Source organism: Streptomyces phaeochromogenes, assembly GCF_001418655.1.
GTDB classification, from domain to species: domain Bacteria; phylum Actinomycetota; class Actinomycetes; order Streptomycetales; family Streptomycetaceae; genus Streptomyces; species Streptomyces phaeochromogenes.
The window spans coordinates 19,984-34,278 of sequence record NZ_LIQZ01000083.1 but is presented as its reverse complement, the minus strand read 5'-3'; the positions used below and the strand labels follow the sequence as shown (position 1 = coordinate 34,278).

Annotated in this window: 10 protein-coding genes and 1 pseudogene; 4 read left to right on the top strand and 7 right to left on the bottom strand. The window is 69.1% G+C overall.

What is annotated here, in order from left to right; genetic code table 11:
• Window positions 1-48: 48 nt before the first annotated feature.
• From AOK17_RS11975 to AOK17_RS11960, 4 genes are all read right to left on the bottom strand, one after another.
• Window positions 49-1,500, bottom strand: coding sequence for an aldehyde dehydrogenase family protein (locus AOK17_RS11975; RefSeq protein ID WP_079052953.1), 1,452 nt, complete (start codon window positions 1,498-1,500; stop codon window positions 49-51).
• 46 nt (window positions 1,501-1,546) lie between these two features.
• Window positions 1,547-3,277, bottom strand: coding sequence for an amidohydrolase family protein (locus AOK17_RS11970; protein WP_055612383.1), 1,731 nt, complete (start codon window positions 3,275-3,277; stop codon window positions 1,547-1,549).
• 112 nt (window positions 3,278-3,389) lie between these two features.
• Window positions 3,390-4,508 (bottom strand): LLM class flavin-dependent oxidoreductase, encoded by a 1,119-nt coding sequence (locus tag AOK17_RS11965; RefSeq protein ID WP_079052952.1) that lies wholly within the window; start codon window positions 4,506-4,508, stop codon window positions 3,390-3,392.
• A 110-nt stretch (window positions 4,509-4,618) separates the two neighbouring features.
• Window positions 4,619-5,395 carry an SDR family NAD(P)-dependent oxidoreductase gene (locus AOK17_RS11960; protein ID WP_055612381.1) on the bottom strand — a complete coding sequence of 259 codons (777 nt, stop codon included), beginning with the start codon at window positions 5,393-5,395 and terminating at the stop codon, window positions 4,619-4,621.
• A 195-nt stretch (window positions 5,396-5,590) separates the two neighbouring features.
• On the opposite strand from AOK17_RS11960, the gene AOK17_RS11955 reads away from it, so the two are divergent.
• Entirely contained in the window at window positions 5,591-6,328 is a 738-nt protein-coding gene (locus tag AOK17_RS11955; protein WP_206190733.1) for a hypothetical protein, read from the top strand.
• A 113-nt stretch (window positions 6,329-6,441) separates the two neighbouring features.
• The gene (locus AOK17_RS11950) at window positions 6,442-7,230 is read left to right on the top strand and encodes a hypothetical protein (RefSeq protein ID WP_055612380.1); all 789 of its coding nucleotides are present in this window, start codon (window positions 6,442-6,444) and stop codon (window positions 7,228-7,230) included.
• A gap of 124 nt (window positions 7,231-7,354) precedes the next feature.
• Here AOK17_RS11950 and AOK17_RS11945 read toward each other — a convergent pair whose 3' ends face one another.
• The 3 genes from AOK17_RS11945 to AOK17_RS11935 form a co-directional block, all read right to left on the bottom strand.
• Entirely contained in the window at window positions 7,355-8,233 is an 879-nt protein-coding gene (locus AOK17_RS11945; protein ID WP_079052951.1) for a LuxR C-terminal-related transcriptional regulator, read from the bottom strand.
• Between the two features lie 166 nt (window positions 8,234-8,399).
• A complete protein-coding gene (locus tag AOK17_RS11940; RefSeq protein ID WP_055612386.1) occupies window positions 8,400-9,356 on the bottom strand; it encodes an LLM class F420-dependent oxidoreductase in 957 nt (318 codons plus the stop codon).
• Window positions 9,353-10,585 carry an amidohydrolase family protein gene (locus AOK17_RS11935; protein WP_055612379.1) on the bottom strand — a complete coding sequence of 411 codons (1,233 nt, stop codon included), beginning with the start codon at window positions 10,583-10,585 and terminating at the stop codon, window positions 9,353-9,355. Before AOK17_RS11935 ends, AOK17_RS11940 begins: the two co-directional genes overlap by 4 nt.
• 223 nt (window positions 10,586-10,808) lie before the next feature.
• On the opposite strand from AOK17_RS11935, the pseudogene afsR reads away from it, so the two are divergent.
• Both afsR and afsS read left to right on the top strand, forming a co-directional pair.
• Window positions 10,809-13,773 (top strand): annotated as a pseudogene (gene afsR, locus AOK17_RS11930) (SARP-family global regulator AfsR).
• Window positions 13,774-13,979: 206 nt separating this feature from the next.
• Window positions 13,980-14,207, top strand: a complete 228-nt coding sequence (gene afsS / locus AOK17_RS11925; protein ID WP_055612378.1) for a regulatory protein AfsS — start codon at window positions 13,980-13,982, stop codon at window positions 14,205-14,207.
• Window positions 14,208-14,295: the final 88 nt, after the last annotated feature.

The following is a 14,295-nucleotide window of genomic DNA, read 5'->3' as shown; positions in this document are numbered from 1 at the left end:
GCAGCCCCCAGGGACGGGACGGGTAGGGGCGGCGGGGGCGAGAACTGGTCAGCCCGGCCACACCAGTGACTGGAGTTCCGAGTACGCGTGCAGGGCGTACGAGCCGACGTCGCGGCCCACCCCGCTCTGCTTGAAGCCGCCGAACGGCGCCTCCATGTTGCGGCCCACCGTGTTGACGCCGACGCCGCCCGCCCGCAGCTGCCGGGCCACGCGGAAGGCGCGGGCGACGTCGCCGGACCAGACGTAGTCGATGAGGCCGTAGTCGCTGTCGTTGGCGAGGGCGACGGCCTCCTCCTCGTCGTCGAAGGGGAGGACCACGACGACCGGCCCGAAGATCTCCTCGCGGACGACCCGCATGTCGGGCGTGCAGTCGGCGAGGAGGGTCGGGGCGACGTAGAACCCCCGGTCGGACGGCGGCCGTTCACCGCCCGCGACCACCCGCGCCCCCTCCTTCCGCCCCAGTTCGACGTACGACTCGATCCGGTCCCGGTGCGCGGCGGAGATGACCGGGCCGACGACCGTGCCCTCGGCCCGCGGATCCCCCACCTTCAAATAGCCGGCGTACGCAGCCAGTTGGGACACCAGCCGGTCGTACACAGGCCTCTGCGCGAGCACCCTCGTCGGAGCCGTGCAGATCTGTCCGCTGTAGAACGAGAAGGTGGTTCCGATGCCCCGGACCGCCGACTCCAGGTCCGCGTCGTCGAAGACGACCGCCGCGCCCTTGCCGCCCAGCTCCATCAACTGCCGCTTCATACCGCGCCCGCACACCTCGGCGATACGCCGCCCGACGGCCGTCGAACCGGTGAAGCTCACCATGTCGACGTCGTCCGAGTCGACGGCCGCCTCGCCGACCTCGGCACGCGAACCGCTGACGACGTTCACGACCCCGGGCGGCACACCCGCGGCCTCCAGCGCCTGGGCCATCCGGTACACGGAGAGCGGGTCCTGCGGCGCGGGCTTCACGACGACCGTGTTGCCCATCGCGAGCGCCGGGGCGATCTTGCCGGCCGGGTTCGCCCAGGGGTTGTTGTACGAGGTGATGCAGGTGACCACGCCGACGGGCTGGCGCACGGCGAGGGCGCCCATCACCGCAGCCTTGCCGAACGGGCCCGCCTCGTTGATCTGCGGCGGCAACGGCTCCTCGGCGGGCTCCACGCGCGCGTACCGCTGGAAACGGGCCGCCCCGACACCCACCTGCATCCCGCGCGCGGTGCCGGTCGTGGCGCCGGTCTCGGCCTGGGCCAGTTCGGCGTACGGGACGAGGTTGCGCCGGATCTCCTCGGCCGCCCGGTGCAGGACCGCGGCCCGTTCCTCGGGCGTCGTGCGCGACCATGACCGGAAGGCCTCGCGAGCCGCGGCGGCGGCCTCGTGCACCTGATCCCGCGAGGCCTCCGGAGCCGGCCCGACGACATCCTCGGTCGCCGGGTCGATCACCTCGTAGTGGCCGCCGTCCGGCTCCACCCACGAGCCCCCGATGAACAGCCGCTGCCCGTCCGTCACCTGTCCCCCAACACCCGCCGTCACCGTGGCCAACGTCGTCGTCGCGTCACTTCGTGCTCACCGTTCGCGTGTCCCGGCCCGATCGCAGGACCTTGCCCGGAACGGCCCCGGACACCACGTCACCCCGTATCGCCTCGACTCCGTTGACCCACACGGCCGTTATGCCGATCGCCTTCGAGTCGAGGCGCGGGCTGTCTCCCGGCAGGTCGTGCACCAGGGTGGCCTTGCCGGCGTCGATGCGGTCCGGGTCGAAGAGCACGAGGTCCGCATGGAAACCCTCCACGATCCGTCCGCGCTCACGCAGTCCGAAGAGCCGCGCCGGGTCGTCCGTGAGCATCTTCACGGCCTGCTCAAGGGTCGTGAGCTTCCGGCCCCGCAGACAGTCCCCGATGAAGCGGGTCGTGTACGGCGCCCCGCACATCCGGTCCAGATGGGCGCCCGCGTCCGAGCCGCCGAGCATCACGTCCTCGTGCCGCCACGTCTCCTGCCGCAGCGACCACGAGTCGGGGTCGTTGTCGGTCGGCATGGGCCAAAGGACCGTACGCATACCGTCGTTGGCGCAGATCTCGATGATGCACTCGAAGGGCTCCTGGCCGCGCTCGGCCGCGATGTCCCGTACGACCCGTCCGGTGAGCCCCTCGTTCTCCGCGCTGTAGGTGTCGCCGATGACGTACCGCCCGAAGTCGGCGAGGCGCCGGAAGACGCCCGCCTCCTTGGAGTCGGCCCGCCGCAGCATCTCGCGACGGACCGCGGGGTCCCGCAGCTTCGCGATCCGCTCGGGCACGGGAAGGCCGAGCACCTCGCCCCACCCGGGTATCAGGTTCAGCGCGCAGAAGGTCCCCAGCGACATGTTCATCGGCGTGAGGATCGGCATCGTGAGCGCCACGATCCGCCCACCGGCCTTACGGGCCCGCTCGCTTGCCGCCAGCTGACGCGGCACGCGCTCGGGAACGGCGGCGTCGATCGTCAGGACGTTCCAGTTCAGCGGACGGCCCGCCGCCGCGCTCATCTCCACGAACAGATCGATCTCGTCGTCGCTGAACTGGTCGAGACAGCCCGCCACGATGGCCTCGATCTGCGTGCCCTCGTGATCGCCCACCGCCTGGGAGAGCGCGAGCAGTTCGGCCGGCTTCGCGTGCCGCGAGGCGACGGGCTTGCCGTCCCCGTCGGAGTGGGTGGAGGACTGTGTGGTGGACAGCCCCCAGGCACCGGACTCCATCGCGTCATGGAAGAGAGCGAGCATCTCCTCCAACTGCTCGGGCGAGGGCTGCCCTCCGACGGCATCCGGGCCCATCACATACCGCCTGAGCGCGCAATGCCCCACCATGAAGCCCGCGTTGACCGCGATCCGCCCCTCCAGGGCATCCAGATACTCCCCGAAGGAACTCCAGCTCCACGGCGCCCCCTCCTCCAACGCGACCAGCGACATCCCCTCGACCTTGGACATCATCCGCCGTGTGTAGTCGGCGTCTTCGGGCCGCGCCGGATTCAAGGGGGCGAGGGTGAATCCGCAGTTGCCTCCGGCCACCGTCGTCACCCCGTGGTTGAGCGAGGGCGTCGCATACGGGTCCCAGAACAGCTGCGCGTCGTAGTGGGTGTGGGGATCCACGAACCCCGGCGCCAGTACGAGCCCGGAAGCGTCCTCCGTCGTACGAGCCGGTTCGGTGACGTCACCGATGACGGCGATCCGCCCGTCCCGTATCCCCACATCGGCGATAAAGGCGGGCCCACCCGACCCATCGACAACGGTCACGCCTTTGATCAGATGGTCAAGCACGACGAAACCCTTCTCTCCCTGAGCCTTCTGGCTTACGGCGGGGCGCACTTACCCAGGGGCGCGGGGAACTGCGCGCCCAGCCGCAACGAACCCGCACCCGAGAACGAACCCCTCACACGGCCTGCCGGAAACGGCTGGTCCGATGCACAGGATCCGTATCGATCTTCGGAATCACGTGCTCCCCGATCAGCCTGATCGTCTGAAGCGTCTCCTCCTTGGGCACCCCGACCGGCAGGCCAAATGACAATTGGTCGGCCCCCGCCTGCTCCCACCGCTTGCACTGCGTGAGCACCTCGTCCGGGTCCCCGCAGATCAACAGCTCCTCGGCGATGAGCAGTTCGATGAACTCCTCGTTGTACTCGGGCAGCGTCTCCGGCCACACGGGGAACCCCTCGGGCCGGGGGAACGTGTCGTGGTACCTGAACACCAGCGACGGCAGATAGTGCAGCCCGCCGCCCACGGCGATCCGTATCGCCTCGTCGTGCGTGGGCGCGCAGATCGCGGTCGTCGTCACCATCACGTTGTCGTTGACGAAGTCCCCGATCGGCTCCGCCTCCACCACCGCGGTCTTGTACTGCTCAAGCACCCACTCCATGTCGGAGACCTTCTGCACGCTGAAGCCGAGCACTCCGAGCCCCTTGCGGGCGGCCATGGAGTACGAGGGCGGCGACCCGGCGGCGTACCACATCGCGGGGTGCGACTTCCCGTACGGCTTGGGCAGGACCTTGCGCGGAGGGAGCTGCCAGTGCTTGCCCTGGAAGCCGACGTACTCGTCCTGGAGCCACATCTTGGGGAACTCGGCGATGGTCTCTTCCCAGATCTCCTTGGTGTAGTTCATGTCGGTGATGCCGGGGAGGAAGCCGAGGATCTCGTGCGAACCGGCGCCGCGTCCGCTGCCGAACTCGAAGCGGTTCTCGGTGAGATGGTCGAGCATGGCGACCTTCTCGGCGACCTTCACGGGGTGGTTGACCTGGGCGAGCGGGTTGAAGATGCCCGACCCGAGGTGGATCCGCTCGGTCGCGTGCGCGAGATAGCCGAGGAAGACGTCGTTGGCGGAGAGGTGGGAGTACTCCTCCAGGAAGTGGTGCTCGGACGCCCACGCGTACTTGAAGCCGGACTTGTCCGCCTGGATGACGTACTCGGTCTCCTCCATCAGCGCCTTGTGCTCCGCGAGCGGATCGGTCTCGGCCCGCTTGCCCACGTATCCCTGTACAAAGAGCCCGAATTCCAAGGAGGTTCACCGTCCCCTGTCCGTCATCCTGCCGAACCTGACGCACCGTCAGATCCATCTGCCGCCGACTGTTGCACCGCGCCCGCGAGGCGTCAATACCTGATGGACCGTCACATGACGCTCACGCCCGCCAGCCAGCCCCCGTCGATCACGAACGGCTGTCCGGTGATGTACGAGGAGTCCTCCGAGGAGAGGAAGAGGGCGAGCCGGGCGACCTCCTCGGGCTTCCCGATCCGACCCATCGGCACGAGCTTGCGGTAGAGCCGTTCGACGCCGGCCGAGGACGCCTCGGCGTCCGCCGCCGGATCGAGCAGGGCCGGGTTGCTCATCGCGGTGTCGATGGCACCCGGGCAGACGGCGTTGACGCGGATGCCCTTGGGGGCCAGTTCCAGCGCGGCCACCCGCGTGAGGCCGACGATCGCGTGCTTGGTCGCGCTGTACGCGCCGACGTACGCCATACCGGTCACCCCGGTGTACGAGGCGGTGTTGACGATGGTCCCGCCGCCGGCCGCCTCGATCTCGGGGGCCAGGATCTTGATGCCGAGGAAGACGCCGACCTGGTTCACCTGCACGACCTGCATGAACTCGTCGAGGGGCGTGTCGACCAGGGAGTTGAAGCGCAGGATGCCCGCGTTGTTCACCAGCCCGTCGATCTTCCCGTACGCCTCCTTCGCGGCGGCGACCGCAGCCGCCCAGTCGGCCTCCCGGCTCACATCGAGGTGGACGTAGAGCGCGCCTATCTCCTTGGCGAAGGTCTCGCCCTGGCCGTCCAGGACGTCGGCGACCACGACGTCGGCCCCTTCCTCCCTGAACAGCCGGGCCTCCTGCTCCCCCTGGCCGCGTGCGGCGCCTGTGACGAGGACGACACGTCCGTCGAGCTTGCCCATGTGGACTCCCTTCGCGGTGCATTGGCCGAGGTCAGCGTACCGCTGGATCTGACGATGCGTCAGACCAAGGGAGGGTGCTTGCGTTTGCGATCTCAAGTGACCGACGAGTAGGGACATTTGACTCTGTCGGCCCCTCTCGCGGAACCCCAATAATCCTCAATCAAAAGGCAAAGGAAACCCCAAGGAGAGCTGGGCATGGCCAAGAGGCGCTTCAGGAACAAGAAGGTCCGGTACGTGGCGATCGGGGCTTCACTCGTGACCGGTGCGGCTGTCGCCACCGTGATGCTTCCGTCGGCCAACGCCGCCGACGAGAAGACGCCCGAGCAGATCATGCAGATGTGCGAAAGGTCCGCGGTGGTCAACGGCGAAAAGCGGTCGGTCGAGGATTTCGGAGGCGCCTTCGCCGACGGTTTCCAGGCCGACAACTGCGAGTTCGTCGAGACGAACTTCGAGACCTTCGACGGTCCCACGGAAAAGGTCACGGTCGATTTCCCGAACTGCGAGCCGAACGCCACCGATCCGTCCAAGGTGACCACCGAGTTCTCGCAGGCGATCGGTCAGGGCGAGGGCAAGTACATCGAGACACAACAGGGCGCCGGCGGCGGCCTCTTCGGATTCCTGAGCGGCGCCTGGCAGAAGCACAAGAGCTCGATGGACATGACCATCAAGACGGCCACCGCCACGGAGTCGGAACAGCGGGAAGTCCCCGTCGGCAAGGTCATGCACGTGACGTTCACGCCGAAGATGCAGCGCATGACCGGCGTGTGGAAGGTACGCATCGACGCCGACCCGGGCAGCTTCGCCGTGAACCCCTCACCCGAGCAGAACTTCGAGGCGGAGGAGGTCGTCGAGGGGCCGTTCATCCAGCCGGGGGCCGCGGGCGCGCCCGGACTCGCGGACGGCGTCTCCAAGGCCGTGTTCACCGACTGCTGAGCCGGGACCGGGACCTCGGACCACTCCGAGTACCACCCGGAGCACCGCCCCGGCCCACTACCCCGGCGCACCACCTCGGAAGCCTTCCCCCCTCCCTGTACAGGAGAAACACCATGACACGCACCGGCCGCGGCGGAAGCCACCGGAGCAAGAAGAAGCGCATCGTTGTCGCCCTGGCGCCGCTCGCCGCCCTCGGGCTGGCCGTCCCGCTGATGTACAGCGCGGGCGCCGCCACCGCCGACGAGGTGGCCGCGGACTGCCGTACGGACTCGGACAAACTGGAGAACTGCGAGTTCGTCGACGTCCAGAACAAGGTCAACAGTCTCGGCCCCAACGAGCGGGTCACCAGCGTGACCGACAACTGCGGAATCACCTCCACCGCGACGAAGACATTCAGCGGATCAGCGGCCGTGACCAGGGTCATCCAGCTGGGGGACGGATCCGTCGTCGACGGCGGCGTGAAACTCGGGAACTCGATCTTCGAGATCGGCGGCAAGTTCAGCAGCACGGAAATCAACCTCAAGCGCGACGACACCACCTCCTCCTTCTCCTTCACCAGAAGCGACACGGTGAAGGCGGACCACATCGCCTTCTTCATGTGGTCCCACAAGCGCACCGATGTGAGCGGATTCCTGCGGGCCACCTACAAAGAGGCCCAGGACGGCCAGAAGGTGTTCTTCTCGCCCAGCGAGGGAGCCGCCACCGTCCACGTCTTCTATCCGCAGCTTCTGGCCAGCGGAGCACCCGACGGCCGCCTCTGGCTGCGCAATGTGCAGTGCGGCACACCGCAGGCCGACGGAATCATCAACAGCGAGGGCAGTGTTCGCGCCGAACCCGGATTCGGTGAGGGTGGCGCGAATGTCACCGACGTCGAAATCCCGCTGTCGGAGGTATCGCAGTAATAGCAGCCGGTCCCGACAGACGGGTGAAAGCGGGATCGAGCCCCCCGGTACGGATACACGGAGGGCTCGATCCCACACACGAACCAACGAATCCAAGCCGTTCCCACGCCCGAACGGCTCGTTCTCATACGCGAATCGGGAGGGCCGCCCCCAGCCACTTCAGGACGGCTTCCGTACTCCCCCGGGCGTCCAGCTTGGCGTAGATGTTGCTGAGGTTGTTGCGGACGGTCTTCTCGCTCAGCCCTAATCTCACGCCGATCTCCTGTGCGCCCAGGCCGGTCGCGAGCAGTTCCATGATCTCCCGCTCCCGGGGCGAGAGCAGCGAGCGCATCCGCTCCGTCGCCTCCCCGCCGCGCGGCATCCGCGCGGCGGCCTCCCGCAGGGCGGTGCACGCGGTGGGCGAGAGGTAGGCGTGGCCGACCGCGGCGGCCATGACCGCCGAGGACAGCATGGTGATGCAGTAGTCGCCGTCGACCAGATAGCCCGCGCCGCCCCGGAACACCTCGACCACCGTCTCGCAGTCCCGCCGGGGGCTGACGACGACCACCGGGGCACTCATCGCGCCCATGGCCCTCAGCAGTTCCGGGAAGGCGACCGCCGGATCCTGGCAGCGGAGAACGACGACGTCCACCGCGCCCTCCAACGGGCTTTCCCGGAGCGCGCGGTAGGGCGGGGACACGGGCAGCGCCCGGCCCACGTACGGATCGTCCGGGGCCGGCCAGTCCTCGTACGGCCAGTCGGCGTCGGCACAGGCGAGCGCGACGAACAGCTTGCGGGAGGGGACCGCTGGAGCGGTGGCGCCGACTGGATCAGTGGTACTGACCGGGGCATTGGCGCTGACCGGGTCAGCGGTACTGACTGGGTCAGCGGTACTGACCGGGTCAGCGGTACCGAATGGCACGGTGACGCATTCCGGAACGGTGGGGCCGACGCGCTCGGTGCTGTGCTGCTCGGTGTGCCGGTCGCTGTGCTGGGAGGTTCGGACGTGCTGGGGGGATCGCACTTCGCGTGTCCTTCCGCCGTGGCCATGACGTCCTTACATACGCGGCCTTACATACGCGGCACGGGCGGACTTTGTTCGAAGTTTCAAGAAAGAACTGTCTGGCTGTCAGACAGGTTCCCCAGAGCGACCTACAACAGCGGCCTGGAACAGCGGTTACAACAACGGTCTAGAACAGCGGGGCGACCTCGGCGCCGAACGCGGCCATCTGGTCGGTGAGTTCGGTGCGGCTCCGGCTGCGGAACCGTACCTGGATCTGGTGCACCCCCATCGCCCGGTACGCGCGCAGCGACTCGGCGAGCGCCTCGGGGGTCCCGCTGAGAGTGCGACGCCCCACGCTCCACCCCGGCTCCCCCACGTACAGCGGCTCGGTGATCGCGCCGACGACGAGGGGCTCGACGACCCCCGCCTCCTCCCTCAGCCGTCGGACCCGGGCGATCTGCTCGGGCAGCCGCTCCCGCGGGTCCCCCTGCGGCAGCCACCCGTCGCCCCTGACCGCGGCCCGCCGGACGGCGGCGGGCGAGGACCCGCCGACCCAGACGGGCACCCGTTCCTGCGCGGGCCTCGGCTGCTGCCCGAGCCCCTCGAAGTCGTACAACTTCCCGTGGTGGGTGGGGAATTCATCGGGCCCGAGCGCGGCCCGCAGCGCGTCGACGCACTCGTCGAGCACGGCCCCGCGCCGCTCGAAGTCCACCCCGAGCACCTCGAACTCCTCCTGTACGTGTCCGGCGCCGACCCCGAGGATCAGGCGCCCTCCGCTCAGGTGGTCGAGGGTCGCGTACTGCTTGGCGGTGAGCAGCGGGTGCCGCAGCCCGACGACCGCGACATGGCTCAACAGCCGTACGCGCTCGGTGACTCCGGCCAGGAAGCCGAGGGTGGCGACCGGGTCGTACCAGACCGTGCTCATCGCGGAGGCGAGGCGGCGCGGGATGGCGACGTGGTCGCAGCTCGCGATGTAGTCGAAGCCGGAGCGGTCGGCGGTGCGGGCGATCTCGACGAGGTCGCCGGGACCCGCGTCCGCCTCCCACGCCTCCGCGTAGAGGGTGCTCTGGGACTGGACGGGAAGCTGGATCCCGTAGGTGAAGGACGTGTTGCTGGGGTCTGTGTTGCTGAGGGAGGCGCTCAACGGGCACCGCCCGGTCCGGCCCACAGGCCGTCCTCGGTCAGCCCCAGGAGCTCGATCGCGTTGCGCCGTACGATCCGGTCGACGACGTCCGCGTCCAGGTGGCCCATCTGCGCCTCCCCGACCTCCCGCGACTTGGGCCAGGTGGAGTCGGAGTGGGGGTAGTCGGTCTCGTACAGCACATTGCCCACGCCGATGGCGTCGAGGTTCTTCAGCCCGAAGGCGTCGTCGAAGAAGCAGCCGTAGACGTGCTCGGTGAAGAGTTCGGACGGCGGCCGGTGGACCTTGTCGGCGACGCCGCCCCAGCCGCGGTTCTCCTCCCAGACCACATCGGCGCGTTCGAGGATGTACGGGATCCAGCCGATCTGGCCCTCCGCGTACATGACCTTGAGGTTCGGGAAGCGCTCGAACTTGCCGCTCATCAGCCAGTCGACCATCGAGAAGCAGCAGTTGGCGAAGGTGATGGTGGAGCCGACGGCCGGCGGGGCGTCGGCGGAGGTGGAGGGCATCCGGCTGCTCGACCCGATGTGCATGGCGATGACGGTGCCGGTCTCGTCGCAGGCGGCGAGGAACGGATCCCACTCGTCCGTATGAACGGAGGGCAGTCCGAGGTGCGGAGGTATCTCGGAGAAGGCGACGGCCCGTACCCCGCGGGCGGCGTTGCGCCGCACCTCCCGCGCGGCGAGTTCCGCGTCCCACAGGGGTATGAGGGTGAGCGGTATCAGGCGGCCCGCGGCATCGGGGCCGCACCACTCGTCGACCATCCAGTCGTTGTAGGCGCGCACCGAGAGGAGCCCCAGCTCCCGGTCCTTGGCCTCGGTGAAGGTCTGGCCGCAGAAGCGGGGGAAGGTGGGGAAGCAGAGGGCGGACTGGACGTGGTTGACGTCCATGTCGGCCAGGCGCTGCGGGACGTCGTAGGACCCCGGGCGCATCTGCTCGTAGGTGATGACTTCGAGTTTGATCTCGTCCCTGTCGTATCCGACGGCGGTGTCGAGACGGGTGAGGGGGCGGTGCAGGTCCTCGTAGACCCACCAGTCGCCGATCGGGCCGTCGTCCCCGGGGTTTCCCATGACCGGGGCGAACTTGCCGCCCAGGAAGGTCATTTCCTTGAGCGGGGCGCGGACGATGCGCGGGCCCCGGTCCCGGTACTGCGACGGGAGCCGGTCCCGCCAGACGTTGGGGGGCTCCACCGTGTGGTCGTCCACCGAGATGATCTTCGGGAAGGTCTCCATATGGTTTACGGTAGCGCCGATCTGACGGCCCGTCAGCTATCGTGCGGCGGCTCTCTGGAATGCGGGAACCTCGTCATGGGGTTGCGGGGAGGGGGTGTGGGCCTTGTGAGGGCTTGCGCGACTCGGCACGGCGGCCTGTGATCGGTATCTCCCACGGCTGACGCATCCGCCATGAACAAGGCAAACTGGCCTGGTTGTCATGACGTTTCGGCAGGGGGCAGCGATGGACGGTGTACCGCGAGTACCGGAGCAGTGGCGTCCCGATGGTTCGGCGGCGCTCCGCTTCAGCGTGCTCGGCCCGGTGCGCGCCTGGCGTGGGGCGGATTCCTTGCCCACCGGGTCCCCTCAACAACGTGCCCTGCTGGCGGCCCTGCTGCTCCGCGAGGGGCGCACGGCGACGGCGGGCGAGCTGATCGACGCGTTGTGGGGGGGAGGAGCCGCCTTCGCAGGCGTTGGCGGCGGTGCGGACGTATGCGTCGCGGTTGAGGAAGGTCCTCTCCCCCGGTGTGCTGGTCAGCGAGTCGGGCGGGTACGCCGTCCGGCTCACCGACGAGTCCGGCGTGGGCGCTTCGCTGGACCTCGCACTGGCCCAGGAGCTGGCGGCCGACGCGGAGAAGGCGAAGACGACGGGCGACCTGTGCCATGCGCGCGCCCTGCTGAACAAGGCGCTGAGCCTGTGGGACGGGGAGGTCCTGGCGAGTGTCCCGGGTCCGTACGCGGAGACCCAGCGCGCCCGCCTGGAGGAGTGGCGGCTCCAACTCATCGAGTCCCGGCTGGACATGGACCTGGAACAGGGCTGCCACGCGGAGGCGATCTCCGAACTCACCGCGCTCACCGCCGCCCATCCCCTGCGGGAACGGCTGCGCGAGCTGCTGATGCTGGCGCTGTACCGCTCAGGTCGGCAGGCGGAGGCACTTGCCGCCTACGCGGACACCCGGCGGCTGCTGGCGGACGAGCTGGGCGTGGACCCGCGGCCCGGTCTGCAGGAACTCCAGCAGCGCATCCTCCAGGCGGACCCGGGCCTCGCGGAGCCCTCGGCCCCGCTGGCGACCGAGACCGCTGCCGGCCCGGTGCGCCCGGCCCAACTCCCCGCCAGTGTCTCGGACTTCACCGGCCGGACGTCCTTCGTGTCCGAGCTGAGCGATGTGCTGGCGGCGGCGTCGGCGTCCGAGGGCCGGGTGATGGCGGTGTCGGCGCTGGCGGGCATCGGCGGCGTGGGCAAGACGACGCTGGCCGTCCATGTCGCACACCGGGCGCGGAACGCCTTCCCGGACGGACAGCTCTACGTGGACCTGCAAGGAGCGGGCGCGCGGGCGGTCGCGCCCGAGACGGTCCTCGGCTCCTTCCTGCGCGCCCTGGGCACCGCCGACGCGGCGATACCGGACTCCCTGGAGGAGCGGGCGGCCCTCTACCGCTCCACCCTGGACGGCCGCCGGGTCCTGGTGCTGCTGGACAACGCCCGGGACGCGGCCCAGGTACGCCCCCTGCTGCCCGGCATGGAAGGGTGCGCGGCGCTGGTGACGTCGCGGGTGCGGATGGTCGACCTGGCCGGGGCCCATCTCGTCGACCTGGACGTCATGTCGCCGGAGGAGGCGCTCCAGCTCTTCACCAAGATCGTGGGCGAGGAGCGGGTGGCCTCGGAACGCGAGTCGGCGCTGGACGTGGTGGCGGCGTGCGGATTCCTGCCGCTGGCGATCAGGATCGCCGCCTCCCGCCTGGCGGCCCGGCGTACCTGGACGGTCTCGGTCCTCGCGGCGAAGCTCGCCGACGAACGACGCCGGCTGGACGAACTCCAGGCGGGCGACCTGGCCGTGAAGGCGACCTTCGAGCTCGGCTACGGGCAACTGGAGCCCGCCCAGGCCCGCGCGTTCCGGCTGCTCGGGCTGGCGGACGGCCCGGACATCTCGCTGGCCGCGGCCGCGGCAGCGCTGGACCTTCCGGTCGACGAGACCGAGGACCTGCTGGAATCCCTCGTCGACACCTCACTCCTGGAGTCGGCCGCGCCCGGCCGCTACCGCTACCACGACCTGGTCCGGCTCTACGCGCGTGCGTGCGCCGAGAGAGACGAACAGCCACCGGGCGAGCGGGCGGCGGCGATGTCGCGGTTGCTGGACTTCTATCTGGCCACGGCGGCCCGCGTGTACGCGATAGAACGGCCCGGCGACCGCACCGTGGATCACCTCGAGGTGACCCATCAGGCGGGTCAGGAGTTCAACGACGACGGGAAAGCGCTGGATTGGCTGCATTCGGAGGCGGCTTCCATCTTGGCCTGTGTGCAGCAGTCGTTGGGAGCGGAGACATTGCGGCGGGGCGTTGACCTCCTCCTGGCCGCGAAGGACTTGACGGAGTCCGGTGCCAGTTCGTTGACCTATGAAGTCGCGACGAGGGCCGCACGGGATGCCGCGGACGCTCTGGGAGACTCCCATGCCGCGGGGCGTGCCCGGGTCACGCTCACCCAGGTACTCAGCACGGCGGGCCGTTTCGACGAAGCGGCCGAAGAAGCCGAGCAGGCCACCGCACTCGGCCAGGCCGCCAACGACCCGTGGACCAGCGGCAACGCACCCAATGAGCTGGGCATCATTGCCATCTGCAAGAACGAGCACGCGGCCGGCGAAGCCCATCTCCTCAACGCGATCGACGCCTTCCGTGCCGACGGCAACCGCCCGGGTGAAGCAAGCGCCCTGTGCAATCTCTCACGGGTGCTTGTCTCGATGGACCGTACGGCCGCGGGCATTGAACTCGTCCAGCAAGGCATCTCTATCTACGACGAGTTGGGGCTGACCGTCCGGCTCGCCAACGCAAGATACGCCCTCGGGATCGCCTTCGGCCACGCTGGACGCCGAACCGAGGCCTTGGAGCAGCTGGCCGAAGCACTCAAGATCTTCGTCGAGAACCGGCAGCGCCTGTGGGAAGGGACCACCCACTTCCGCATTGCCCAGGTGCACCTCGCGGCGCGCAGGCCGGCCCAGGCCGCACAGCACGCCGAGCAGGCTCTCAGCACGGGTTGTATCGGCGGCGACTGGATGCGCGCGAACGTACTGACGCTCCTCGGCAGGTCACTCGACGGCCTCGGACAGGCGGACCGCGCGCGGGCCTGCTGGAACGAGGCGCTCACCATCCACCAGGAGGCAGGGGCACCCGAGGCCGCCGAGCTGCGTGGCCTTCTTACGCCCGTCGCAGCGGCCTGACCTGGCAATGAGCGGCGTTCATCGAACGTTTATGGGCAGGTGCCAGTCTTCGGTTCATCGACCCGTCGCGTCGGGGGGCAGACGGATCGGCATGGGCCTCACAGATATCGTGAGCGGCCCCGGAACGCCCGCTCGGCGACCCTCGGGGGAGTTGCCGAGCGGGCGTTCTCTTCCGAAAACCTTCAATTCCATGGGAGTTCTCAACCATGAGCGATGCCGAGAAGAACGAGGACATCACCACCCAGGACAGCCACGCGCCCGCGCCGCCGAACAAGGACGTCGTCGTCACTCCGGACGACAGCCACGCGCCCGCGCCCGGTGAGGACACCGTCACCACCATGGACAGCCACGCGCCCGCGCCGCCCAAGGAGACGATCACCACGCTGGACAGCCACGCGCCGGCTCCGCCCGCGCTGGGCCTGGACAACAAGTAGAGCCTTCCATCCCAACGGGGATCGGCCGCGGTGGCGCGGAGGGGGAGCCACCGCGGCCGAGGTCTGTCCGGCGCCGGTTCGGGCCAAT

Coding starts and splice junctions, on each gene's coding strand:
- AOK17_RS11960 (WP_055612381.1), bottom strand. CDS start 5,395: ATGGGCAAGCTCGACGGACGTGTCGTCCTCGTCACAGGCGCCGCACGC.
- AOK17_RS11955 (WP_206190733.1), top strand. CDS start 5,591: ATGGCCAAGAGGCGCTTCAGGAACAAGAAGGTCCGGTACGTGGCGATC.
- AOK17_RS11950 (WP_055612380.1), top strand. CDS start 6,442: ATGACACGCACCGGCCGCGGCGGAAGCCACCGGAGCAAGAAGAAGCGC.
- AOK17_RS11935 (WP_055612379.1), bottom strand. CDS start 10,585: ATGGAGACCTTCCCGAAGATCATCTCGGTGGACGACCACACGGTGGAG.
- afsS (WP_055612378.1), top strand. CDS start 13,980: ATGAGCGATGCCGAGAAGAACGAGGACATCACCACCCAGGACAGCCAC.